Genomic DNA, 24,686 nt, shown 5'->3' with positions numbered 1-24,686 from the left:
GTCCACCAGCCGGTTCGGCAGCCGGTCCGCCAACCAGTCCGTCAACTAGTCCAGGTAGCCCCGGAGTTGGTCCGCGAACGCGTGGTCGCGGAGTTTGTTGAGGGTCTTGGACTCGATCTGGCGGATGCGTTCGCGGGTGACGCCGAAGATCCGGCCGATCTCCTCCAGCGTGCGGGCGCGTCCGTCCACGAGCCCGTACCGCAGCTGGACGACCTTGCGTTCGCGCTCGCCCAAGGTGGACAGGACGGCTTCCAGGTGTTCGCGGAGCAGCAGGAAGGCGGCGGACTCCACGGGGGACGCGGCGTCGCCGTCCTCGATGAGGTCACCGAGCGCGACGTCGTCCTCCTCGCCCACGGGGGCGTGCAGGGAGACCGGTTCCTGGGCGAGCCGCAGGACCTCGCTGACCCGCTCCTCGGGCAGGTCGAGCTGGGCCGCGACCTCTTCGGGCGTGGGCTCGTACCCCCGCTCCTGGAGCATCCGGCGCTGCACCCGGACGACGCGGTTGATCAGCTCCACGACGTGGACGGGGACGCGGATCGTCCGGGCCTGGTCGGCCAGCGCCCGGGACATGGCCTGACGGATCCACCAGGTGGCGTAGGTGGAGAACTTGTAGCCGCGGGCGTAGTCGAACTTCTCCACGGCGCGGATCAGGCCGAGGTTGCCCTCCTGGACGAGGTCGAGCATGGTCAGCCCGCGGCCCACGTAGCGCTTGGCCACGGAGACGACCAGCCGGAGGTTGGCCTCGATGAGGCGGCGCTTGGCCATCCGGCCCATGACCACGAGTTTGTCGAGGTCGACGGCGAGCTGGGTGTCCATGTCCACGGTGTTGTGCAGCCGCTCCTCGGCGAACAGGCCCGCCTCCACGCAGCGGGCCAGCTCCACCTCTTCCACGGCCGTGAGCAGCGGTATCCGGCCGATCTCGCGCAGGTACTGGCGGAAGAGGTCGGAGGACGGGCCTCCGGTGTCGGGGCGCGGCGGTAGCTCAGGGGTGATCTCCTCCACGAGCATCTCGGGGCCCGGCGGTTCGGCCTGGTGCGGCACCGTGGCCGTCTCGGCGGTCGACGCGCCGGTGAGGGTCTGGGTCTGCACGGGGGCGACCTCCAGTGTCATCGCTGCTGAGGCGGCGGAAAGGCCGGGAACGACGGCGGCCGAACCGCTGTCCGTCCCGTACATCAAGAGCGGGTCGGCGGGGGATTCCGGCTCCGGACGACCGGACCCACCGCGCTCCGGGGACTCAGGCACCGCTCCTCAGTGTGGAGTACGACACATGCCCGCCACGAGGGGCGTGCGGGCACTTTTTGAGTCCGGTCCGTGACCGGGCAATTACCTTCGGGCGTGTCAGTGGTCGAAACCACCGAGCGCCTTTCGCACAGCTGTCGTGCTGCTCGCGCGCGCCCTTGTGGCGGTGGCTTCCCCGGTGGCGCTTGTCTTGCCGATGGCGTTTGCCAGACGCATTGCCGTTTCCGTCACGGGGTTCGCCCCGGCACCGCCGCGTGCGATCGGTCCCGTTCGTTCCGCACCGCTTTCTGGCCTGTTTTCGGCTCGTATTCCGGTCCCATTCCGGACCGTATTCCGGGCCGCTTCTTTTGCCCGTTCGTCTGCTCGGCGAGGCGCGAGTACCCCGAAACGGCTTCACCTCACCGGCGGGGCGGGGGTTGGCGCGCGAGGCCCGGGGTGGCGGGACGGGATCGGGCGCGCCGTCCCCGTACCGGCCGGTGGTCGGGGCGGCGGGGACGGGTTCCCCGGTGCCCGGCCGCCGCTCCCCTACAGCGCCGCGTACCCCCGCTCGCGCAGGGACTGGCCGTACTGCTGGAGGACCCAGAGCTCGTTCTGCACCGCGCTGAGGTGCTGGGGGTCGGCGTGCGGGCCCAGGCGCTGGAGGGTGCCGCGGATCTCCGTGACGCGCTGGTTGACGGCGGCGAGGCGGACGGCGACGAGCTGGACGCCGGCGTACGCCTCGTCGGGCTCGCGGCGGGTGTGCAGCGGCTCCACGGCGAGCTCGGTGATCAGGGAGCGGACGGTGTCGTCGGGCGCGGCGGCGCGGACGCGGGTGAGGTATTCGCTGTCGGAGGCGCCCGCCATGGCGCCCCCGGCCTCCTCGACGCAGCGGCGCACCACGGCGTAGGGCGGGGCGGTGAACTCGTCCGCCCCGTAGGCGTCGAAGGCCGGGGAGACGAGGTCGGGCCGCTGGAGGGCGAGCTTGAGGAGCTCGCGTTCGACGCGGTGGGCGGGGCTGCGGAGGTTCAGCGCGGGACCGCGGGAGCCTATGGGCTGCTCGGCGGGGGCCGCCGGGGCGCGGTGGTCCGAGGCGCCGGGCCGGCCGTTGGCGCCACCGGCCGGGCGTCCCTGGCCCTGGCCGTCCCGGCCGCGCTCGCGGGCCCAGCGGGCGAGCTGACTCACCCGGCGGACGACGAACTGGGTGTCGAGGATGCCGAGCATCCCGGCGAGCTGGACGGCCGACTCGTGCTGGATCGAGCTGTTCTTGATGTTGGCGACGATGGGGGCCGCCTCGTCCAGCGCCGCGGCCCGGCCGACGGTGGTGTCCAGGTTGTGCTTGGCGACGACCTGGCGGAGGGCGAACTCGAACAGCGGCGTACGCGACTCGACCAGGCCCGCGACGGCGCCGTCGCCCTCGGCGAGCCGCAGGTCGCACGGGTCCATGCCGCCGGGGGTGATGGCGATGGAGGTCTGGGCGGCGAACTTCTGGTCGTCCTCGAAGGCGCGCAGCGCGGCCTTCTGGCCCGCCGCGTCGCCGTCGAAGGTGAAGACGACCTCGGAGGCGGAGTTGTCCATCAGGAGGCGGCGGAGGATCTTGATGTGGCCCTCGCCGAAGGACGTGCCGCAGGTGGCGATGGCGGTGGTGATCCCGGCCAGGTGGCAGGCCATGACGTCGGTGTAGCCCTCGACGACCACGGCGCGGTTGGTGCGGGCGATCTCCTTCTTGGCCAGGTCGATGCCGTACAGGACCTGGGACTTGCGGTAGAGCGGGGTCTCGGGGGTGTTGAGGTACTTGGGCCCGTTGTCGTCCTCGCGGAGCTTGCGGGCGCCGAAGCCGACGACCTCGCCCGAGATGTCGCGGATCGGCCACATCAGGCGGCCCCGGAAGCGGTCGATGGGGCCGCGCCGTCCCTCCTGGGAGAGGCCGGAGAGGACCAGCTCCTTGTCCGTGAAGCCGCGCCCGCGCAGGAACCGGGTGAGGTGGTCCCAGCCCGCCGGGCTGTAGCCGACGCCGAAGTGCTGGGCGGCGGCCTGGTCGAAGCCGCGCTCGGCGAGGAACTTCCGGGCGATCTCCGCCTCGGCGCCGTCGAGCTGCTCGGCGTAGAACTGCGCGGCGACCTTGTGGGCCTCCACCAGGCGGGTGCGCTCGCCCTGCTGGCGGCCCGGGGTGTAGCCGCCCTCCTCGTACCGCAGGGTGATGCCGGCCTGGGCGGCCAGCCGCTCGATGGTCTCGGCGAAGGAGAGGTGGTCGATCTTCATGATGAAGTCGACGGTGTCGCCGCCCTCCTGGCAGCCGAAGCAGTGGTACAGGCCCTTGGCCGGGCTGACATGGAACGAAGGGGACTTTTCGTCATGAAACGGGCACAGGCCCTTGAGGTTCCCGCCGCCGGCGTTGCGCAACTGGAGGTACTCGGACACGACGGTGTCGATCGGGACCGCGTCCCGCACCGCCTTCACGTCGTCATCGTTGATCCTGCCTGCCACAGACGAAATTCTACGGGTGGGGTCCGACAGTCCCGGGCGCGCGGGGCTCCGCCGCTGGTCAGGGGGGACGGGGACGGGACGGGGACGGTGGACGGGGCCGTGCGGGGGCCCGGCCGGGCGGGCTCGCGGGGGCTCGCCGCGACAGGACGGGGACGGCGGACGGAGCCGTGCGCGGCCCCGTCCGAGCGGGCTCGCGGGGGGGGCTCGCCGGGGCCTGTGGCGACCCCCGCACCGGCCCCGTCCGCCGCCCCTCACGCTCCCCCCATCACCTCCAGGAACCGCGGCAGCCCGATGTTGCCGCCGGAGATCACCACGCCGACCCGGCGCGGAAGCGAGGAGACCTTCCCGGCGAGGAGGGCGGCGAGGCCCGTCGCGCCGCTCGGCTCCGTCACGATCTTGAGTCGTTCGAAGGCGAAGCGCATGGCCGCGCGGATCTCGTCGTCGCTCACCAGGGCCACCGAGTCGAGCAGCCGCCGGTTGATCGAGAACGTCAGCTCGCCGGGGGTCTCGATCGCCTGCCCGTCGGCGATGGTGCGCGGGACGGGGACGGCCACCCGGTGCCCGGCCGCCAGCGACCGGTGGTGGTCGTCGCCCGTCTCCGGCTCGACGCCGATCATGCGGATGCCGGGGACCAGCGCGGTGGCGACGGTGGCCGAGCCCGCCATGAGGCCGCCGCCGCCGATCGGGGTGAGCAGCGCGTCGAGCGGGCCGGTCTCCTCGATGAGCTCCAGGGCGGCGGTGCCCTGCCCGGCGATGATGTCGGGGTGCTCGTAGGGCGGGATCAAAGTGAGCCCGCGTTCGGCGGCCAGCCGGGCGCCGATGGCCTCGCGGTCGCCCGTGTAGCGGTCGTAGGTGACGATCTCGGCGCCGTACCCGACGGTGGCGTCCCGCTTGGAGCTCGGGGCGTCCTCGGGCATGACGATCACCGCGCTGGAACCCAGTTCCCGGGCGGCCAGCGCGAGCGCCTGGGCGTGGTTGCCGGAGGAGAACGCGGCCACCCCTCGGGCGCGCTGTTCGGGGCTCAGCCGGGAGACCGCGTTGTAGGCGCCGCGGATCTTGAACGCGCCGATGCGCTGGAAGTTCTCGCACTTGAGGAAGACCTCGGCGCCCACCAGCGCGTCCAGCGTGCGGGACCGCAGGACGGGGGTGCGGTGGACGGCGCCCGCGATCCGCCGCGCGGCGTCGCGGACGTCCTGGAGGGTGACGGGATGTCCGTCCCCCTCCGGGACCGCGGCGGCTTCTCCCCGGGTGGTACCAACAGGTGTGTCGGCTCTGTCACTCATGAGCCCACGGTAGGTGAGCCCTCTCGTCAGGGGTACCTCTGTGAACGAAGGGGCCGGTGAGCACGCCCGGCGCGTCCGAATAGGCACGGTGCGCCGGACGGGCAGGGGGCTCCCCCTCCTCGTCCGGCCCTGACGCCCCCTCAGCCCGCCAACGACTCCAACGGCACCTCCGGATCGGCCAGCGCCGCCACATCCAGCGTCCGGCCGGAACGGATCAGGCGCTGGATCGTCTCCGTCACGTCCCAGACGTTGACGTTCATGCCCGCGATCAGCCGCCCCTCGCTCAGCCAGAAGGCGATGAACTCGCGCTTGCCGACGTCACCGCGGCACACCACCTGGTCGTAGGTGCCCGGTGGCGCGTAGCCGGAGTACTCCAGGCCCACGTCGTACTGGTCGGAGAAGAAGTACGGCACCCGGTCGTAACCGACGTCCTGGCCGAGCATGGAGCGGGCGGCGGCCGGGCCGCCGTTGAGGGCGTTGGCCCAGTGTTCGACGCGCAGGCCACGGGCGGCGTCCGAGGCCGGGTCCGCGAGCGCGTACGGCGCGGCGGCGACGTCGCCCGTGGCGTAGATGTGCGGGTCGGAGGTGCGCAGCCCGGCGTCCACGATCACCCCGCCGCCCGAGGAGCGGTCGGCCAGCTCCAGGCCCGCCTGTTCGGCCAGGGCGGTGCGCGGGGCGGCGCCGATCGCGGCGAGCACGTCGTGGGCGGGGTGCTCCTCGCCGTCGTCGGTCCGTACGGCGAGCACCACGCCGTCCTGCCCGGTGATCTCGCTGAGGCGGGCGCCGAAGTGGAAGCGGACGCCGTGCTCACTGTGCAGGTCGGTGAAGAGGCTGCCGAGTTCCGGGCCCAGGACGTGGTGCAGCGGCGTCGGCTCGGGCTCCACGATCGTCACCTCGGCGCCGTACGTCCGGGCGGCGGCGGCGACTTCGAGGCCGATCCACCCGGCGCCCGCGATGACGAGGTGGCCGTTGTCCCGGCCGAGCGAGGCCAGGACGCCGCGCAGCCGCTCCGCGTGCGCGATGCGGCGCAGGTGGTGCACGCCCGCCAGGCCGGTGCCGGGGATCTCCAGGCGGCGCGGTTCGGCGCCGGTGGCCAGCAGCAGCTTGTCGTACGCGATGAGCGTGCCGTCGCCCAGCCGTACGGTGCGTGCCACGCGGTCCAGGTGGACGGCGGGCTGGCCCAGGTGGAGCTCGATGTCGGAGCGCGCGTACCAGGCGGGCTCGTGGACGAAGACGCTGTCGCGTTTCTCCTTGCCGAGCAGGTAGCCCTTGGAGAGCGGGGGGCGTTCGTACGGGTGGTCGCGCTCGTCACAGATGAGGATCACCCGCCCGTTGAACCCCTCCGCGCGCAGGGTCTCGGCGGCTTTCGCCCCGGCCAGGCCACCCCCGACGATGACGAACGTCTGGTGTGCGTCGACCACTTGTTTCCTCCTCGTCGCGGCGCGGTGCCTCCGCGCCCGTCAAACGCCCCCGGTCGTACCTGGTGTTTCCCCCCTGGAGCCGCCCTGGGGCGCCCATGGCCGCCCACTCCGGGATCGGCTTCGAGGTGCTTCGGGACGTGCCCCGCCGGTCCGGTGGTGCTCCCTTTTGGTGCCCTGCGTTCGAAACGGCCAAGCCTGAGCGTCCCGCACAGAGGGTGCTGCGGGAAGAGGGACGGCGGGTCGGAGATCGCCCTTGGTGGCCCCTTGCGCGGCCCTCCCGGCGCCCTCACCGGGGCTCACTCGCCCGCCGTCACCCCTCTCACCTCGGCCTTTCCCGCTCCGAACGGGCACGGCGACGCCACCCGCCCCTTCCTGCCGACCCCGTTCACCACCTGTCTCAACCGTTACCAGGCGGACGGGTGAGGCGGGAGTGAAGGGTGCGGGCGGAGGCGTCCGTGAGGGCGGCGATCTGATCGATGACGGCCCGCATCCGGGCGCGGTCGTCCTGAGCCGCGTCGAAGAGCGAGCGGAACTGCGGGTCGAGGCCGTCCGGCGCGCGGGTGAGGAGCGCCTCGGCGAGTTCGGCGATGACCACGCGCTGATCGGCGCGGAGCGCCTCCTGATCGGGTCGTTGCATCACATAGCGGTCGGCGACGGCCTTCAAAACAGCGCATTCCAGCCAGGTTTCGTACGGCACCACCAGGCGCGCCCTGTACCGCGTGAGCCGCCCGGCGCCGTTCTCCTCTCGCACGCTACGGCTCCCGGCCGGTGGACGGCCCGGCAGGTCCCCCCACGCGTCCCGGGTCGCGGTCTCGGCGGCCAGGCAGAACCGGCCGATGAGCTGGCTGGTGGCGTCCTTCAGCCGGGCCTGGGCGACGGCCGTGCCGTCGTACCCGTGCGGCCACCACTCCTGCTCCAGCAGCCGGTCCAGCGCCTCGCCCAGCGCCTCCGGATCGGCGCCGGGCGCGTAGCGGCCCGCCGCGACCGCGAAGATCTCCGCCCGCTCGGGGTCCGCCAGCAGGCAATTGGGGTCCAGGTAGCCGGCGTGCAGCCCGTCCTCCACGTCGTGCACCGAGTACGCCACGTCGTCCGCCCAGTCCATGACCTGCGCCTCGAAGCTCCGCTCCCCCTCGGGCGCGCCCTGCCGGAACCACCGGAACACCGGCAGGTCGTCCTCGTACACGCCGAACTTGCGGGACCCCGGATCGGTCGGGTGCCCGCCGCGCGTCCACGGGTACTTCGTCGCCGCGTCCAGGGCGGCCCGCGTCAGATTGAGCCCCACGCTCACCGTCGAACCGTCCGCCGCCGCCACGAACCGCTTCGGCTCCAGCCGGGACAGCAGGCGCAGCGACTGCGCGTTGCCCTCGAACCCCCCGCAGGGCTCGGCCACCGCGTCGAGGGCCTCCTCGCCGTTGTGCCCGAAGGGCGGGTGGCCGAGATCGTGCGCCAGGCACGCGGCCTCCACCAGGTCCGGATCGCACCCCAGCGCCGCGCCCAGCTCCCGGCCGACCTGAGCGCACTCCAGGGAGTGGGTCAGGCGGGTGCGCGGGCTGGCGTCCCACGCGTGGCCCGGGACGGCGCCGGGCGTGACGACCTGGGTCTTGCCCGCCAGGCGGCGCAGCGCGGCGGAGTGCAGCACCCGGGCCCGGTCGCGCTGGAAGGCGGTGCGCCCCGGCCGCTTGTCGGGCTCCGTCACCCAGCGCTCGGTGTCGGCGAGGCCGTAACCGGGGGTGTCCGGGCCGGCGGCCTCCGGGGCGAGCGGTACGGGGGCGGGCGAGCCGGACGGGCCGGAGGGCCGGGAGGGCGTGCCGGAGGGACCGGACGGCCCGGGCTCGGGGCCGGGGCCGGAGGGGCCGGGGCCTGCGGGGTGTCCCGTCCCGTGGTTGTCGGGGCCGTGTCCGGTGGTCGGTTGTGTGCCCGTCATAACGCGACGGTAGCCGCCCGGGCGCCGTCCCGGCCGGAGGGGGTACGCGCACGGAGTGCCTGTTCGCGGGCGGATGGACCGGAACGCGCCAGGGCGGGGACGGCGGACGGAGGCAGCCGATGGGACGGGGCGAAGGCCCCGGGGCCCAGCGGGGACGGCGGACAGGACGAAAGCCCCAGGAGCCGAACGAGGACGGCGGACGGGACCGGCTCAGGGGGCAGGGGCTCAGCGGCTCAGGACGCGGACGCGCCCGCGTCCTCCCCCTCGTGCGCGTCGACCTCCTTGAGGTACTTCTCGCGCGTCGCCTCGTCCAGGAAGGCGGCCCGGAAGGAATTGCGGGCCAGGGTGCGCAGGGTCTCCCCGTCCAGGTCCAGCGCGTCCCGCACGGCCGTGAAGTTGTCGTGAACGTAGCCGCCGAAATAGGCCGGATCGTCCGAGTTGACGGTGACGAGCAGCCCGGCGTCCAGCATCGCGGGCAGCGGGTGGTCCGCCAGGTCCTCGATAACGCGCAGCCGTACGTTGGACAGCGGGCAGACCGTCAGCGGCACCTGGTCCGCCACCAGGCGCGCGACCAGCCGCTCGTCCTCCATGCAGCGCACCCCGTGATCGATCCGGTCCACCTTCAGGACGTCCAGCGCCTCCCAGACGTACGCCGGCGGCCCCTCCTCCCCCGCGTGCGCGACGCACTTGAGCCCCGCCTCCCGCGCCAGCGCGTACACCTCCGCGAACTTCGACGGCGGGTGCCCGACCTCGGCCGAGTCCAGCCCCACCGCCGCGATCCGGTCCAGGTACGGCCGCGCCGCCTCGAAGGTGGCGAGCGCCGACTCGGCGCTCTGGTCACGCAGGAAGCACATGATCAGGCGGGTGGTGATCCCGTACTTCTCCTCGGCGGCGTCCAGCGCGCGGGTCAGGCCCCCGACGACCGTCCCGACGGAGACGCCGCGGGAGGTGTGCGCCTGCGGGTCGAAGAAGATCTCCGCGTGCCGTACGCCCTGCTCCTTGGCGCGGGCGAGGTAGGCGTCGGCCAGCTCGGCGAAGTCGTCCTCGGTCCGCAGGACGGCCATCAGGGCGTAGTAGAGGTCCAGGAAGGACTGGAGGTCCGCGAAGGAGTACGCCTGCCGCAGCTCCTCCTGGGACGCGTACGGCAGCCGGACCCCGTTGCGCGCGGCCAGCTCGAACGCCAGCTCGGGCTCCAGGGTGCCTTCGATGTGGAGGTGCAGTTCGGCTTTGGGGAGGGGGGTCACCGGGGGCATGGGGGTCACACCTGTTTCGGGGGGACGGACGGAGTGTGGAGTGGTGCGGGAATGGTGCTGGAGTGGTGGCTGATTCGGACGGTACGCAAGAAGGTATCCGGTCACCCATCGGCCATCCGGACGGGCCTCCGCTCCCAGGCCCGCAGCCTTCGCGTATGCGACGAACCGGAGGGTCAGGTACCCCGTCCCCTTGGCGTGTCCGCAACCATCGCACCGGAATCGTCGTCCCACCCTGCGCACCGTTCACCCGTGCCCCGGGAAACGGCGGCGAAGAGTCACGGCCAAGAGGGCCGGCGCCCATCAGCGCCGGCGGGGACAGCACGAGAACGGGGAGACGACGCATGGGCAAGGCACCGGGACACATACGTCTGCCACGCCCGCATCTGCCACACCTACGCCTACGCCTGCCCCGCACGCGCCGTGGGTGGCGCCGCGCCTTCCAGCTCACAGTGCTCGCCTCCGTCCTCGCGCTCCTCCCCTCCACCTGGATGCACGCGGTCGCCGCGCCCCGGCTGCGCACCGTCCAGGACGCGCCGTCCGCGCCGGTCGCCATCGTCTTCGGCGCCGGTCTGTGGCAGGGCAAGCCGACGCCCTACCTGGCACGCCGCCTCGACGCGGCGATCGGCCTCTACGAACGCGGCACCGTCCGCGCCGTCCTCGTCACCGGCGACAACGGCCGCGAGGACTACGACGAGCCGGACGCCATGCGCGCCTACCTGCGGGCGCACGGCGTGCCCGACCGGAAGATCGTCAGCGACTACGCGGGATTCGACACCTGGGACTCCTGCACCCGGGCCCACCGCGTATTCGGGGTGGACCGGGCCATCCTCGTCAGCCAGGGCTTCCACATCCGGCGCGCGCTGACGCTGTGCGGGGCGGCCGGGATCGACGCGTACGGGGTGGGCGTGACAGACGCCCACGACGCCACCTGGTACTACGGCGGCGTACGCGAAATCTTCGCATCCGGGAAGGCGGCGGCCGAAGCGGTGCTCCGGCCCGACCCGCACTTCCTGGGGCCGCGCGAGCAGGGGGTCACGCGGGCGCTGGCGGATTCGCCCGGCGACTGAGGCCAGGCGCCGTCACCCCTGCCCGGCACTCGGGTCCGCGTCCATCCGCGACCCCGGCCCCGGCCCCGACTCCGGCCCCGGCCCCGACTCCGGCCCCGGCTCCGGCCCGGCGAGCCCGGCGGCCGGTGCCCCCTTCCCCGTCTCCTCCCCGGTCTCCTCCGCCAACCAGCTCAGGTAGCCCGCCGAGCCGCGCGTGATCGGTGTCGCGATGATTTCCGGGGTGTCGTAGTCGTGGGCGGTCAGGAGGTACGCCTCCAGCTCGTCGTACCGGGCGGTGGCCGTCTTGAACAGCACCTGCCACTCCTGCGCCGTCTCGATCGCGTCCTGCCACCGGTAGACGGAGGTGACGGGCGCGCCGATCTGCGCGCAGGCCGCCAGCCGCCGCTCGACCGCGCCGCGCGCCAGCGCGTGCGCCTTGCGCGGGCTGTCGGTGGTGGTGAGGACGGTCAGGAAGCCGGTGCGGGCGCCGGCGCTTCGGGACTCGTCCGGAGCTGAGGGGTCGCGCGCGGTCACATCTGGTCCGGACGCGAGCGCGTCTTGTCCGGACGCGAGCCCGTCTCGCCCGGACGCGGTCACATCTCCTCCGGACGTGAGCGCGTCCCGTTCGGATCGTCCGGATCGTCCGGACCGCTCAGATCGCTCGGATCGCTCGGAATCGGCCATGGCGGGTGTCCTCCTGGGTGGCGGGGTCGGTGACGGGCCGGGGCCGACCCGTCACGCGGATTCTCCGCTTCACCTCCCCGCCGCGCCCACGACCGGATCGTCCCACTTGCGTGCCCCGGCACACGGGCCAGGATGGATCGGGACCCCCGCCGCAGGTCCCACGACGAAAGGCCCGCGCCATGGACGACCTCACCGCCCTCACCCGCCAGCAGCTCGACGACGCCCGCGCCTCCGCCCACGGGCGCAGCGCGCACCTCTTCCTGCACGAGGGCCCGCTGCGGCAGACGGTGATCGCGCTGATCGGCGGCGCCTCGCTGGACGAGCACAACGCGCCGCCGGCGGCCAGCCTCCAGGTCCTCCACGGACACGTCCGGCTGACCACGCCCGAGGGGGACCGCGACCTGGTGACGGGCCACGTGATCCCCATTCCCCAGGAACGCAACGGCCTGACGGCGCTCGTCGACTCCGCCGTCCTGCTCACCGTCGTCACGGCCACGGCGGTCACCGCGAACGGGACCCAGGTGGGCTGACCCGCCGCTCCTACTCGGCGGCGAGCAACCGGCAGCCCACCGCCCCGCCCCTCATCCCGCCCACTGATCGAACCCCAACTTCACCAACAGGCACACCACGACCACCACCAACACCCCCCGCACGAACCCGGCCCCCCGCTTCAACGCCATCCGGGCCCCCACCAACCCGCCCACCAGGTTGAACACCGCCAGCAGCGCGCCCAATTGCCACAGCACCGTCCCCTGCCAGGCGAACATCACCAGCGCGCCGAAGTTCGTGCAGACGTTGACGACCTTCGAGGTGGCCGAGGACGACACCAGGTCCATCCGCAGCACGGCGGCGAGCGCGATGACGAGGAACGCCCCGGTCCCGGGCCCGATCAGCCCGTCGTAGAAACCGATGCCGAGCCCGGCGATGAGGACGGCGGCCAGCACCCGCCGCCGGGTGACCGGCCCGGACGGCGCGGGCGCGGTCCCGAAGGCGGGCCGGAAGAGGACGAACAGCAGCACCCCCACCAGCACGGCCATGATCAACGGCCGCAGCACGTCACTGTCGATCCCGGCCGCGAAGAACGCCCCGGCCAGCGAACCGCCGAGCGCCGCCACACCGATCCGCAGCGCCGTCCGCACGTCGATGCCGGCTTTGCGGACATACGTGATCGCGGCGGCGGTGGTGCCGACGATCGCCGTGGACTTGTTGGTACCCAGCACGAACGCGGCGGGCGTGTGCGGCAGGCCGACCAGCAGCGCCGGCAGAAGCAGCAACCCGCCGCCGCCCACGACCGCGTCGATCCACCCCGCCGCGAGGGCGGCGACACAGAGCAGGAGCAGAGTCGTCAGGGATATGTCATGAACCACCGGTTGATCTTAGAAGCGTTGGCCTCGGAAGCCACTTCATTTGGGACCCTCCGTTGGGAGCCCGGCCGACCGGGCTGGACGGTGGGCCAGAGCCGACACCCCCGCCCGGGGCTCCGCCCCCGTTGCGCGCAAAAATCCCGCATTCCCGTCAAGCGCGAAGTTCGTGGACATCCCCCACGCACCCCGACCCACCGACCCGCCGAATATCCCCTCAGCCCATCACTCACTCCTCAAAGGGCGCGCCCAACACCATGTCCTCCACCGTGGGCACCGGAAAGCCCGGAAGGTGACGGCGGCCGACTTCGGCGAAGGGGTGCATGACGACCGACATCGGCTTGGTACGGCACAGCGACAGCATGTTGTCGACGGCTTCCCGCTTGAACCCCGCCCTGGGGTAGGCGGCGAGTATTTCCTCCAGGACATCGGACGGGAAGTCCTGGAGGCCGTTCCCGGTGAAGTCGAGTCCCGAGCCGACGGAAATCATGGCGATCTCCGGCCTCTTCCGCGTCGCGATACCGACACTGGTGTGCAGGGCGATCGCGTCCCAGACGACCGCCACTCGATCGGCCGACATGCGCTGTTCCCGCAGGAACCGCCGCGCGGCGTCGGCGCCGTCGACTTCGAAGCGTTCGTTCGGGCTCTGGTACGCCTTGACCAGCCCGAGGTCGTGCAGGATGGCGGCGACGAAGGCGAGTTCGCGGTCATAGCGGACGCCGCGCCGGTCGAACAGCGCGGCACCGTACAGGTACGTCCGCATCACGTGATGGAAGAGCGTCTCGGAGGCCACCTCGCGCACGAACGCCACGGATTTCCGGGCTACTTCGCTGTCGGGTATGCGGATTCCGGCTACTTTTCTCGGCAGGGCACCGGCATGCGAACGCAGCCGCTCGGAACCCGTAGCCGCCGCGGCGGCCGGGGCGTTCGACACCGTGGCGGCGAACGCCGACGCAGCGCCTATCGCGGCGATTCCGGCACCGCGCTCCAGCGCCGTACGCCGGGTGACACCGCTCGACTCATTACCCTTGTCAGCCATACGAATTGACTCCCCTTCGGCAGTTGATGCCAGGAGCCTACGAATGGCGCTACCGGGCCGACAGTGGCGAAAGTGCCGGTAAACCCCGGATTATCGCCAGGCCGGATCGCGGCCCGCCGTGCGGTGGCGCGACGCGCCGCCGAGGCAGTACCTCTGCCGTCCGGCCCGCCGTGAGCAACATGACGACCGGGCCGAAGGGGACCGGCTCGAACCTGGCGGCGGATTGCCCGACGAAGGGACCATCGCGCGAGAACGTCCGGGATTCCGTCCCCGGCACCACCCGGAATCCGTCCCCGACACCACCCCGGATTACGTCCCGGCTTACGTCCCCGACGCCGCCGTCGAGTTCGCCCGAAGGAACCTCAGCACCGCCAGCACCCGCCGATTCCCGTCCGTGGACACCGGCAGATCGAGCTTGAGGAAGATATTGCCGATGTGTTTGTTCACGGCGGCCTCGCTGATGAACAGCCGGGCTGCGAGATTCGCGTTCGACGCCCCTTCGGCCATCAACGCCAGCACTTCCCTCTCGCGTGGGCTCAGGCGCGCCAGCGGATCGTTCTGGAGCCTGACGAGTTGCTGGATCACCTCGGGGTCGACGACCGTTCCGCCACCGGCGACGCGTTCCAGTCCGGCGATGAAATCCGGGACGGCGCCCACGCGTTCCTTGAGGAGGTATCCGACGCCGGCCCCGCCTCCCGAGTCGAGCAGCTTCGTCACATAGGACCGCTCGATGTACTGGCTGAGGACCAGGACGGGGAGGCCGGGGTGGGCGGTGCGCAGTTCCAGTGCCGCGCGCAGCCCGTCGTCCCCGTGCGAGGGCGGCATCCGGACATCGGTGATCACCGCGTCCGGCCGTTCCGCCGCCACGGCGCGGACCAGGGCGTCGGCGTCGCCCACCGCCGCGAGCACCGTGTGACCGAACCGTTCCAGCACGCTCACCAGCCCCTCGCGGAGCAGGACCGAGTCCTCGGCGACGATCAGCCGAAGCGGCACGGGACCTCCATCAGTCGAAGCTGCACGGGACCTCACTCAACCGAAGCGGCACGGGGCTCCCATCAACCGAAGTGGCACGGAACCTCCAGGTGCAGCAGCGTCGGACCGCCCGGCGGGCTCGAAAGGCGCATACGGCCGTCGAGCGCCGCGATGCGGTCGGCGAGGCCGGTCAGACCGCTTCCCCCGTCCGGATCGGCTTCGCCGCGCCCGTTGTCGGTGATTTCGACGACCAGCATGTCGGAATGGTACCGGCCGCTGATTCTCGCCCGGGTCGCGCCGCTGTGCCGGACGATGTTCGTCATGGCCTCGTTGATGACGTAATAGAGCTGGGACTCCATTTTCCGTCCCACGCTGCGCGGAATGTCGAGGTCGATCTCGAACGGAATGGCCAGTCGGCTCGCGTGGTCCGTGACGGCGGCGGCCAGACCGTAATCGGCCAGTGCCGGCGGGTTGAGCCCGCGCACCAGATTGCGCAATTCCCGGTGGGCTTCCGACACCTGTTCCTCGGCCTTTCCGATGCTTTCCAGCAATGGGCTTCCGGCCGGGGCGTCCAGTCGCATCAGCCCGAGCGTCATACCGAGGGACACCAGGCGCTGCTGTGCTCCGTCGTGGAGGTCGCGTTCGATGCGTTGGCGTTCCCCGTCGAAGGAGTCGAGCAGCCGGGCACGGGAGGCGCGCACCTCGCGCAGTTCCGCCCCGAGTTCGTCGTCCCGAGGTCCCAGGAACGTGCGGGTCAGCGCGGCGCGCGCACCCGCCCACGAGGTGACGGTGTACGGCGAGGCGATCAGCACGAAGGCGGCGAAGACGGTCCACGGCCAGGTGGAGCCGTCGGTGGCGGCGATGAACAGCACCGGCAGGACGAAGGAGAAGCCGAGCACCAGCGCGTCCAGCCACCACAGCGCGGCGGCCGAGACGAGCGTGAAGCCCAGTTCCCGCCAGGTCACGGGCTCCGACAGACGAGTGCAAACCCATGCCTTGAGGCCCGGCCCGTCCGGCCGGCGGTGGGGCGCGGGCATCGCGTCCGGATCGACCAGCAGCAACCGCCGCCGCTCGACCGCCGCGACGCACACCCCCCACATCACCGCGCCGACCAGCAGCACCGCCCCCACCAGCACGACCAGCAGGACGAGCCCGGCGACGAGCGCGCCAACCAGCACCGCCAGGGCCACCGATCCGACCAGCACCCCACTCACCAGGTAGGCGACCGCACGCCAGGGCCACAGGGACGTCAGGAAGCGCAGCGGTTGCTGGGCCATGGCCTGCCAGGCCGTTCTCGGTCGCATGATTCGAACGCTAGCCGATCACCGAAGCGATGCGGGTAGAGCCAGCTCTACCTCGGAAGTGGAGCTGCGATCAGTGCCCGAGCCCCAAGGGATCCGGTGGAATCCATACCGTGCGAATGACAAGGAACCCCACAAGAAAACCCACGAGAAAATCCTCAAGAGAAGCCACGAAAGAAGCCGCGGGGGAAATCACGAGGGAAACCGCGAGAGAATTCACGAGAGAATTCACGAGGCGCACGCCGGCCCCCGGCACGGCGGACAGCCCCTCCGCCCCGGTCGTCCGACTCCAGTCCGTCCGCAAGGCCTACGGCTCCGCGGACCGCGCGGTCGTCGCGCTGGACGACGTGACGCTGTCCTTCCGGCCCGGCACGCTGACCGCCATCATGGGCCCCTCCGGCTCGGGCAAATCCACCCTGCTGCACTGCGCGGCGGGCCTGGACCGGCCCACCGGCGGCACGGTCCTCCTGGCCGGCACCGATGTAGGCGCCCTGGACGAGCGCGGCCGGACCGCACTGCGCCGGGACCGGGTGGGGTTCGTCTTCCAGGCGTTCAACCTGGTGGACTCCCTGACGGCGGCGCAGAACGTGGAGCTCCCCGCCCGTTTCGCCGGTCGCCGGGTCGGCCGCGACCAGGTGGCCGCCGCGCTCGCCGCGGTCGGGCTGTCCGAACGGGCCGATCACCGTCCCCACCAGCTCTCCGGCGGTCAGCAACAGCGCGTCGCCCTCGCCCGCGCCCTGGTCACCCGTCCCGCCGTGCTCTTCGCCGACGAGCCGACCGGCGCGCTGGACACCGCCGGCTCACGCGAGGTGCTCCACCTGATGCGCACCCTGGTCGACCGCGAGGGCCAGACCACCTTGATGGTCACCCACGACCCCATGGCGGCGGCCGTCGCCGACGTGGTGGTGTTCCTCAAGGACGGACGCGTCACCGACGAATTCCCGCTGGACCGCACGGAGCCCGCCGCCCGCAACGCCGCCGCCGTCGCCGCCCACATGACAACGCTGGAGGCGTGATGCTCGTCCTCGCCAACCTCCGCGAACGGTGGAGCGGCCTGCTCGCGGCGTTCGTGGCGGTGACCGCGGGCGTCGCCCTCGTCGCCGCCGCCCTGATCGTTCACGACTCGTCCCGTCCCACGACGCGGCCTCGGCTGGCCGCCGCGTCCGTGCTCGTCCTCCCCCGGCAGGCCACCGACCAGAACGGGGCCCTGGCGGACCGGGTCCCCTGGAGCCCGGCCGAGGCGCACCGGCTGGCCGGCGAACTCGCCGCCGTGCCCGGCGTCACCCGCGTCGTCACCGACCGCTCCTTCTACGCCCAGGCGTTCGTGCGGGACGAGCCCCTGGCCGCCCCGGGCGACACGGACGACGACGCCACCGCCGAGGCCGGGCACGGCTGGTCCAGCGCCGCGCTCGCGCCCTACCGGCTGACCGCCGGGCGGGCCCCGGCCGCCTCCCGCGAGGTCGTCGTGGACCGCTCCCTGGGCCTCGCCGTCGGGCAGCAGGTGACGATCAACCTCGCGGCGGGACGCACCGGTTTCGAGGTGGTGGGCACCGTCGACGGACCCGGCTACTACTTCACCGACGCGTTCGCCCGCGCGCGGCATCCCGGGGTCGGCGTGCTGGCGCTGCTGTCCGGCCGGAACACCTCGGTCGAAGGGCTGGCCGACCGGGCCGGGAAGATCGTGGGCGAGGGCGGCACGGCCCTCTCCGGCGACGACCGCGCCGCCGTGCAACCCGCGTACGCGGAGCACCGGCGCTTCCTCGGGACCCAGCTCCTCACCGCCATGGCCGCACTCGGACTGTTCACCACGGGCTTCGTCGTCGCCTCGATGCTGAGCCTGGCCACGGGCATGCGCCGACGCGAGATCGGCCTGCTGCGCATGATCGGCGCGAGCCCCCGGCAGGTGCGCCGGATGGTGCTCGGCGAGGCCGCGGCCATCGGCGTGCTCGCCTCCGTGGCCGGTTGCGGCGCGGGGGCGGCCGTCGCGTCCGCGCTGCGGAACTGGCTGGTCCGCCTCGACGTGGCCCCGCCGGACCTGGAGATCCACATCTCCTCCTGGCCGCTGCTGGTCGCCTCCGCCGTCGGCGTCGGCGTGAGCGTGGTGGGCGCCTGGGCCGCCGCGCGGACGGCCGCCCGGGTGGCCCCGCTGGAGGCGCTGCGCGACGGCGCGAACACCGACCGGGGCATGGGCCGCGGACGCCGGAGCGCCGGGCTGGGCCTGTCGGGCCGCGGAAGCCGGATCGCTGGCCAGTCCGTGCCGGGACGCGGACGCCGGAGCGCCGGGCTGGGCTTGTGGAGCCTGCCGGGCCGCGGACGCCTGATCGTCGGCCTGTTCCTGCTGGGACTGGGTGTGGTGCTCGCCGTGACGACCGCCCTCGCCAGCAGCGACGCGCGAATCAGCGCCGCCCTCGTCACCGCCATGGCCCTCATCGCCGCCGCCGCGCTGCTCGCGCCGGTCCTCATCGCCCCGGTCAGCCGTGCCGTCACCGCGCCCTTCGCCCGGAGCGCCTCGGCCGTGCCGATGCTCGTCCGGGCCGATGTGCGGGCGCACGCGGGCCGCGTGGCGTCCATGGCCGCGCCCGTCATCGCCGCCGTCGGGTTCGCGGTGCTGCTGACCGGCGCGGTGGAAACGATGCGCGTCGCGTATCCCGCCGCTGACGCGCTCAAGCTCCACGGCCAGGTGATCGTCACCCCGAAGGGCACCCCCGGCCACAGCGACGAGATCGTCGACGCCACCCCGCCGGGCCGCTCCGCACTGCTGAGCCGCGCCTTCGTCCGGCGCACGGACGGCACCCTGACCGTCGTCGACGCGCTGGGTTCGCGGGACCCGCGCTGGGACGTCCCCGGCGAAGCCGTCCTGGGCCGAACCCTCGCCGAACACCTGGGCGTCCGCGCCGGACAGGACCGCCCCGTCCGCATGGCCGACGGCCGCACGGTGACCGTCCGCATCGCCAAGGTGCTGCCCGACGACCCGGCCCGCGGCGACTTCGTGATGTCCCGCGCCCAGCTCAGAAAGCACGACCCGGCCGCTCTGACCGACGACATCTTCATCCCGGCCGACGACCGGCCCTCCACCGCCCTCCCCGGCACCGCCGTCCACGACGCCACGAGCTACGCGCTCCAGGACTACGAGACCGACGCCCGCCTGACGGACAACCTGGCCCTCGTCCTCGTCATCCTCGCGGTCGGCTACAGCGCCATCGCCGTGGTCAACAGCATGGCCATGGCCGCGCACGCGCGCCGACGCGACTTCTCCGTCCTGGCGTCGGCGGGCGGCACCGTCCGGCAACTCCTCTCCTTCGCCGTGAGCGAGACCTCGCTCGTCGTCGCCGTCGGAGCGGGCCTGGGCCTGCTGGTGTCCCTGCCACCGCTCGCCGGCATGGCGGCGGGGTTCTCCGACGCCACCCATACCAATGTGGGCCTGCGTCTCAACGGACCCGTCGTAGCCGCGGCCTGCCTGGGCTGCCTGGTCCTGGCGACGGGGGCGAGCGCGCTGGTCACCTGGTGGACGACGCGACGACGGAGCGTCTGAGTACCGGGGCGGGGGCCGGGACGCGGACCCGGACGCGGACCCGGACGGACGGTGCACTGGGCGAGACGAGACCCGCGAACCGGTCCCCGCCAAAATGCCCGCGCCGACTTCGTCGTTGATCGGCGTGCCACTCGGCCTCCCTCGTTGGCTCCCTCGTTGATCGGCGTGCCGCCCGGCCGGATCAACGGCGAGAGGCGCAGTAACAGCACGTCGCGGACTGACAGCAGGCCGGACGCCGAGGTCGACGGCCGTGCGCTGCCCGTGGCGGCGATCGTGCCGACGGAGTCCCTCCGCCGCTTCGGGCGGCAGCCTCCGGCATCGGCGGAGACGTGTGCGCATGTGATCGGCCGCGACCCAGCCGACGACCTGACCGCGCCAACCGTCAACAACCAAGCCGCATTGCGCTCGTTGGAGGGGCTATGTGGTCACGAAAACATATTTCTCCGCTTTGCTGAGGATTCAACAACGTATGAATCCTTCTTGGTACCGACGGGGCCTGGTGGCCATGACCGTCGCGGCGAGTGCCGCCCTGTGCATGGCGGGCATCACGCCGACAAGTCCCGCACACGCACAGAGCAGGGCCGCGGGCGAGCCGTTGGTGGTGTCGCTGGGCGACAGCTTCATCTCCGGTGAGGCGGGCCGCTGGGCGGGCAACAGCAACGACAGCGCCGACGGCTACGCGCACACCGACCGCGCCTTCGACCCCGCCACGAACACGACCGATCCGCGCCGGGTGTACGGCACGTCCTACGACGACGCCTGCAACCGCTCCGACAGCGCCGAAGTCAACTCCGCGCCCCTTCAGGGCCCTCGGCTCAACCTCGCCTGCTCCGGCGCCACCTCCACCGCGATCCTGCTGCCCGAGAACGGCGGCAGCCCCTTCAAGAGCGAACCGTCCCAGGCCCGGCAGCTCCAGGACGCCGTGACCGGGAAGCCCGTCCGCGCGGTCGTCGTCTCCGTCGGCGGCAACGACCTCGGCTTCGAGGGCGTCATCACCGAGTGCGCCCAGAACTTCGTCAAGCCGTTCGGAGCCACCCCCTGCGCTCCGACCACGGCGCCGGAGGTCAAGAACCGGCTGCCCGCGATGCGCACGGCGGCCGTCAAGGCGCTGGCCGACGTCACCACCGCCATGGACCGAGCGGGCCACCCGAAAGGCAGCTACCGCCTGGTCCTGCAGTCCTACCCCTCGCCCCTGCCCGACGGCGCGCGGGTGCGCTACCCGGGAGAGGGGTACGACCGCCTGACGCAAGGCGGCTGCCCCTTCTTCGACAAGGACCTCACCTGGGCCCACGACGAACTCGTCCCCGAGATCAGCACCACCCTCGCCGACGCCGCCCGCACAGCCGGTGCGGAGTTCCTCGACCTGTCCCGCGCCTTCGAAGGCCGGGAGCTCTGCTCCACCACCACCGCCCATGCCGGGCCCGGCCAACAGCCATCAGGCCGCACCAGTGAATGGGTCCGCTTCGTGACCACCGGCCACGGACAGGGACAGCGCCAGGAGTCCCTGCACCCGAACTACTACGGCCAGCTCGCTCTGGGCACCTGCCTGGGCCTGCAACTCGGCCAGGCTCCCGGAAACCACTCCTGCCTCAACAACTCAGGGGCCGACCCCCGCGACATGCGCCTTCAGCCCGCCGCCTCGGCATGAGGCGATCGCGTCGACCCCACCGGTCCACGCGGCCCATCACAGGCTGACCCGACAAACTCGACATCAGCGAACCAGCGAACCAGCGGCACACCGACAACCGGTGTGCCGCTGCGGCCGTTCAGGGCGGCGCGTCTCCACCGTAGACACTGTCAACGGCATCGCGGACTCGCCGAACCGGCGCCGGTGAGCCGTCTTCGCCACAAGCACCGGCTCCCCGAGAACCCACCGGCTCCCCGAACCACGGACAGCGCGCGCCCCAGGACCCCCCAACCCGGCCCCGCGGCGCGCGCCCGTGCCCGGACCGGTCAGGACCCCTGCGCGTCCTCGTACAGCTTCTTCGCGTCGTCACCGAAGTACGGGCCGAACATGTTGTTCGGCAGGAAGACGTACCCGAAGCTGTTCACCGACGCCTGGAGGCCCTTCCCCGTGGCCTCGTCGAACTGGGTGAACCAAGGACCACCGCTCGACCCGCCCGTCATGTCACACCCCAAGCGGTGATCGCGGGAGAGCAGGAAGTCCTTCTTGGTGTTGCCGCTGCAATAGATCAGCTTCGTGCCGTCGTACGGGTCCGCCGCCGGGTAGCCGAAGGCGTACATCGGCTTGTTGTAGCCGGAGTTGAAGGCCAGTCCCTGACCGCCGACCACATCCGTGAGCCGCTTGCCCTCCAGAGGGCCGACGACCGCGGCGCCCACGTCGTAGTTGATGTCCTCGCTCGCCGTCCACTGCGGAGTGCTGAGCGTCTTGGTCGCGGCCCACTTCCCGTACGGCGCCTGCCCGTTGTCGTAACCGGGAACGAAGACCCAGTTGGTGTGCCAGCTCCCCTGGAGCTTCACGCAATGCCCGGCGGTGATCACCGTGCTCTTGTTGGCGCTGGTCACCGCGTCCCCGGAGCAGGACGCCTCGCGCCCCTGGTACGTGAAGAACACCCGGCCGGCGGTCTTGGTGACCTCGCCGCCACCGGTCCACGGATCACCGCCCTCAGGGAAGGCGCGCACGGACACGTCGCCCTTGGAGGAGGCGCGCGCGTCACTCGGCTTCACGACGCGCTCGGCCCCGGAACGGACCGCCTGCGCGCCGTCGCCCTTGGCCTTACTCGCCGCTTTGGTGAGTGCCTCACGGGCGTCGCGCATCAGATCGAGCGGCGTGGCGGCGCGCATCCGCTCCGGGGTCCAGTACGCGGCGGCCCGCTCCTGTGCGGCGGCGGAGGCCGGTTCGGACGTGGGCGGGGCCTGCGTCTCGACGGGTGTGGCAGCACCGGCCGACGCGGTCGGCACGGCGAAACCGAGCGCCATTCCCGTGGCCAGGAGGACCCGGGCCGCGACGCGCCGGTTGCGAGGGGTGGTATTGCGTCTCACGCGTAACTCCTTCTGCGAAGGCCGCGCACGAAGCACGCGACCGCACGGAGCCGGTCCACCGACGAGACGCGTCGGCGGGCACCCACCGGGCCGGGAGAGCATCGACCGGCAACGGCGGAGACCGGCGGCTGGCAGACGAGCGGTGCGGACGCGGCTCACGAGACGACGACCCATCGGACGCCCGGGACGGGCAACGTGACCCGGCGCGGCGACCGGCCACGGAATAGCGCGTCGTGGCACGGAACGGCACGCCCTACGGGCGGCGCCTCACAAGCAGCCCGAGAAGCATGCCACTTGGTGACACGGATGTCAGGAGCGCGTCAGGCCATGTCAGCCGCTCCCCCGGCCCCCGCCCGGCCATCCACCCGTACCAGCGGTCCACTCCTGTTACGCATCCGAGGGCCCGTCACCCCCCGCCCGCGCAGCGACCGCCGCCTCCAGCAGCGACCACCCATCGACCTCCACCCCCCGCCGCTCCCCCGGCCGCCAGCCACGGTCCGACGCCGCGTCGAGCAAGGCCCGAACCGCACCCGGTTCGTGCAGGTTCAGCGAGCCGCCCCGGACGTCCCCCACGTCCCCGGACCCCAAGGGGAACCCGCCCGGAACGTACCGGCCCGGCCCTTGGACGAAGACGATGCGCAGCGGTCCCCCGGACCCGGCCGGTTGCGGGTACAGCGTGAGGATCTGGCGGCAGTCCGCGGACCGGCCGTCGTCGGACACCCGATGACGGTGCCGGAGCGTCCACAGGTACGCACGCCCGTCGGCGACCAGGCGGCGGGGCTTCTTCGGGTGTCGGGGCACCGAAGGGAGGGTACGCGGCCCGCGTCACAGGCGTCCCCAGCGACGTTGCAGGCGTCCCCAGTCACGTCACAGGCGCCCCCGACCACGTCGCAGACGCCCCCAGCCATGTCACCGGCGTCCCTAGCCACGCCACAGGCGCCCCCGGCCACCTCATGACCTCAAGGGAGCAGCCCGGCACCCCCGCCCCACACCACCCGAACACCCAACCCCCCGTCGTACGCTGTTCCCCCCGACGGAGGAGCTGATGCAGGCGTGACCGGCTGGAACACCCACCACATCCCCGATCAGACGGGCCGCACGGCGGTCGTCACCGGCGCCAACAGCGGTATCGGTTACATCACCGCCCGCGAACTCGCCCGCCGTGGCGCACGCGTCGTTCTGGCCTGCCGTGACGAGGGGCGGGGCACCGCCGCGGCCGAACGCCTGCGCACCGAAGTCCCCGGCGCCAAGGCCGAGTTCCGGCCGCTGGACCTGGCGAACCTCAAGTCCGTACGGGCCTTCGCCGCCGACCTGAACGGTTCCGACGGCAACCGTCTCGACCTCCTGATCAACAACGCCGGCGTGATGGCCCTCCCCCTCCGCCACACCGCCGACGGCTTCGAGATGCAGTTCGGCACCAACCACCTGGGCCACTTCGCCCTCACCGGCCTTCTCCTGCCGCGGCTCACGGCCACGCCGGGCGCCCGGGTCGTCACCGTCTCCAGCGGCATGCACGCCCTGGCCAACGTCAATCTCGACGACCTGAACGGCGATCGCGGTTACCGCCGCTGGCTCGCCTACGGCCGTTCCAAGAGCGCCAACCTCCTCTTCACCCACGAACTCTCCCGGCGCCTGGCCCGCGCCGGTTCCCCGGTCCTCGCCACCGCCGCGCACCCCGGCTACGCCCGGACGAACCTCCAGACGACCGCCGTACGGATGGAGGGCCGCAAGTCCGCCGAGCGGGCCGTCCTCGTCGTCAACCGCATCATCGGCCAGCCGGCGGAGACCGGCGCCCTGTCCATCCTGTGCGCCGCCACCGCCCCCCACATGAAGCCGAACGCGTTCATCGGCCCCCGCACCGGCCTGCGCGGCGGCCCGTCCACGTCCTTCCGCGCCCCCTGGACCACCGACAACACCACGTCGGAGCGCCTGTGGACGGCTTCCGAGCAGTTGACGGGCGTGACGTACGACTTCGGCGAGACGGTCTGACGCCGCCGAGGACCGCCGTCCGCCCCAGCGCCCGCGGCCGGGGGGCGGACGGCGGTCCTGCGCCCGCGAAGAAGGCCCACAGCCGGGAGAACACCTTCGACGCGGCCGACAAGCGCCCCTGATAGAGGCCAGCAAGCGGCGCCCCCGGCAGAGGCCGACAAGCTCCCCGAATGGAT

General features: G+C 72.4%; 18 protein-coding genes and 1 pseudogene. 6 read left to right on the top strand and 13 right to left on the bottom strand.

Translation table 11 applies throughout. The annotated features are described in order from the left end of the window. Positions 1 to 45 precede the first annotated feature (45 nt). The 6 genes from ABZX96_RS11335 to ABZX96_RS11310 all read right to left on the bottom strand — a co-directional run bounded on the left by ABZX96_RS11335 (position 46) and on the right by ABZX96_RS11310 (position 9,583). Positions 46 to 1,242, bottom strand: coding sequence for an RNA polymerase sigma factor (locus ABZX96_RS11335; protein ID WP_355541563.1), 1,197 nt, complete (start codon positions 1,240 to 1,242; stop codon positions 46 to 48). 522 nt (positions 1,243 to 1,764) lie between these two features. Continuing rightward, positions 1,765 to 3,702, bottom strand: a complete 1,938-nt coding sequence (gene dnaG / locus ABZX96_RS11330; protein WP_355541560.1) for a DNA primase — start codon at positions 3,700 to 3,702, stop codon at positions 1,765 to 1,767. A 251-nt stretch (positions 3,703 to 3,953) separates the two neighbouring features. Then, positions 3,954 to 4,985 (bottom strand): threo-3-hydroxy-L-aspartate ammonia-lyase, encoded by a 1,032-nt coding sequence (locus tag ABZX96_RS11325; protein ID WP_355541557.1) that lies wholly within the window; start codon positions 4,983 to 4,985, stop codon positions 3,954 to 3,956. 140 nt (positions 4,986 to 5,125) lie between these two features. Further along, positions 5,126 to 6,406 (bottom strand): FAD-dependent oxidoreductase, encoded by a 1,281-nt coding sequence (locus tag ABZX96_RS11320; RefSeq protein WP_355541554.1) that lies wholly within the window; start codon positions 6,404 to 6,406, stop codon positions 5,126 to 5,128. A 397-nt stretch (positions 6,407 to 6,803) separates the two neighbouring features. Then, on the bottom strand, positions 6,804 to 8,330 hold the full coding sequence (locus ABZX96_RS11315; protein ID WP_355541551.1) for a deoxyguanosinetriphosphate triphosphohydrolase: 1,527 nt from the start codon (positions 8,328 to 8,330) through the stop codon (positions 6,804 to 6,806). 233 nt (positions 8,331 to 8,563) lie between these two features. Then, positions 8,564 to 9,583: an adenosine deaminase gene (locus ABZX96_RS11310; protein WP_355541548.1), complete on the bottom strand. Its 1,020-nt coding sequence runs from the start codon at positions 9,581 to 9,583 to the stop codon at positions 8,564 to 8,566. A 341-nt stretch (positions 9,584 to 9,924) separates the two neighbouring features. Between ABZX96_RS11310 and ABZX96_RS11305 the strand changes: the two genes are divergently transcribed. Further along, positions 9,925 to 10,650 carry an ElyC/SanA/YdcF family protein gene (locus ABZX96_RS11305; RefSeq protein WP_355541545.1) on the top strand — a complete coding sequence of 242 codons (726 nt, stop codon included), beginning with the start codon at positions 9,925 to 9,927 and terminating at the stop codon, positions 10,648 to 10,650. 150 nt (positions 10,651 to 10,800) lie between these two features. On the opposite strand, the pseudogene cutA reads toward ABZX96_RS11305, so the two are convergent. Next, positions 10,801 to 11,163, bottom strand: a pseudogene (gene cutA, locus ABZX96_RS11300) (divalent-cation tolerance protein CutA); the annotation flags it as partial. Positions 11,164 to 11,492: 329 nt separating this feature from the next. On the opposite strand from cutA, the gene ABZX96_RS11295 reads away from it, so the two are divergent. Continuing rightward, on the top strand, positions 11,493 to 11,843 hold the full coding sequence (locus ABZX96_RS11295) for a cupin (protein WP_355541542.1): 351 nt from the start codon (positions 11,493 to 11,495) through the stop codon (positions 11,841 to 11,843). A 51-nt stretch (positions 11,844 to 11,894) separates the two neighbouring features. Here ABZX96_RS11295 and ABZX96_RS11290 read toward each other — a convergent pair whose 3' ends face one another. The 4 genes from ABZX96_RS11290 to ABZX96_RS11275 all read right to left on the bottom strand — a co-directional run bounded on the left by ABZX96_RS11290 (position 11,895) and on the right by ABZX96_RS11275 (position 15,989). Continuing rightward, complete coding sequence (locus tag ABZX96_RS11290; protein WP_355541539.1) at positions 11,895 to 12,680, bottom strand: TSUP family transporter; 786 nt, start codon at positions 12,678 to 12,680, stop codon at positions 11,895 to 11,897. Between the two features lie 223 nt (positions 12,681 to 12,903). Beyond that, on the bottom strand, positions 12,904 to 13,713 hold the full coding sequence (locus tag ABZX96_RS11285) for an HD domain-containing protein (protein ID WP_355541536.1): 810 nt from the start codon (positions 13,711 to 13,713) through the stop codon (positions 12,904 to 12,906). Positions 13,714 to 14,034: 321 nt separating this feature from the next. Beyond that, a complete protein-coding gene (locus tag ABZX96_RS11280) occupies positions 14,035 to 14,706 on the bottom strand; it encodes a response regulator transcription factor (protein ID WP_355541534.1) in 672 nt (223 codons plus the stop codon). A 62-nt stretch (positions 14,707 to 14,768) separates the two neighbouring features. Beyond that, positions 14,769 to 15,989 carry a sensor domain-containing protein gene (locus ABZX96_RS11275; protein ID WP_355541532.1) on the bottom strand — a complete coding sequence of 407 codons (1,221 nt, stop codon included), beginning with the start codon at positions 15,987 to 15,989 and terminating at the stop codon, positions 14,769 to 14,771. Positions 15,990 to 16,324: 335 nt separating this feature from the next. Between ABZX96_RS11275 and ABZX96_RS11270 the strand changes: the two genes are divergently transcribed. The 3 genes from ABZX96_RS11270 to ABZX96_RS11260 all read left to right on the top strand — a co-directional run bounded on the left by ABZX96_RS11270 (position 16,325) and on the right by ABZX96_RS11260 (position 21,166). Beyond that, a complete protein-coding gene (locus ABZX96_RS11270) occupies positions 16,325 to 17,002 on the top strand; it encodes an ABC transporter ATP-binding protein (RefSeq protein ID WP_355541826.1) in 678 nt (225 codons plus the stop codon). Beyond that, a complete protein-coding gene (locus ABZX96_RS11265; protein ID WP_355541823.1) occupies positions 17,002 to 19,518 on the top strand; it encodes an ABC transporter permease in 2,517 nt (838 codons plus the stop codon). Before ABZX96_RS11270 ends, ABZX96_RS11265 begins: the two co-directional genes overlap by 1 nt. Before the next feature lie 469 nt (positions 19,519 to 19,987). Then, on the top strand, positions 19,988 to 21,166 hold the full coding sequence (locus tag ABZX96_RS11260) for a GDSL-type esterase/lipase family protein (RefSeq protein WP_355541530.1): 1,179 nt from the start codon (positions 19,988 to 19,990) through the stop codon (positions 21,164 to 21,166). 305 nt (positions 21,167 to 21,471) lie between these two features. Here ABZX96_RS11260 and ABZX96_RS11255 read toward each other — a convergent pair whose 3' ends face one another. Further along, entirely contained in the window at positions 21,472 to 22,458 is a 987-nt protein-coding gene (locus ABZX96_RS11255) for a peptidase (protein WP_355541820.1), read from the bottom strand. A 450-nt stretch (positions 22,459 to 22,908) separates the two neighbouring features. Further along, positions 22,909 to 23,322, bottom strand: coding sequence for a hypothetical protein (locus ABZX96_RS11250; RefSeq protein WP_355541527.1), 414 nt, complete (start codon positions 23,320 to 23,322; stop codon positions 22,909 to 22,911). A gap of 252 nt (positions 23,323 to 23,574) precedes the next feature. On the opposite strand from ABZX96_RS11250, the gene ABZX96_RS11245 reads away from it, so the two are divergent. Next, entirely contained in the window at positions 23,575 to 24,510 is a 936-nt protein-coding gene (locus tag ABZX96_RS11245) for an oxidoreductase (protein WP_355541524.1), read from the top strand. Positions 24,511 to 24,686: the final 176 nt, after the last annotated feature.

Origin of the sequence: Streptomyces sp. NPDC003077, from assembly GCF_040611095.1 — a bacterium.
GTDB lineage: Bacteria > Actinomycetota > Actinomycetes > Streptomycetales > Streptomycetaceae > Streptomyces.
The sequence above is the reverse complement of the archived record's forward strand: the minus strand, read 5'-3'. Positions and strand labels throughout refer to the sequence as shown.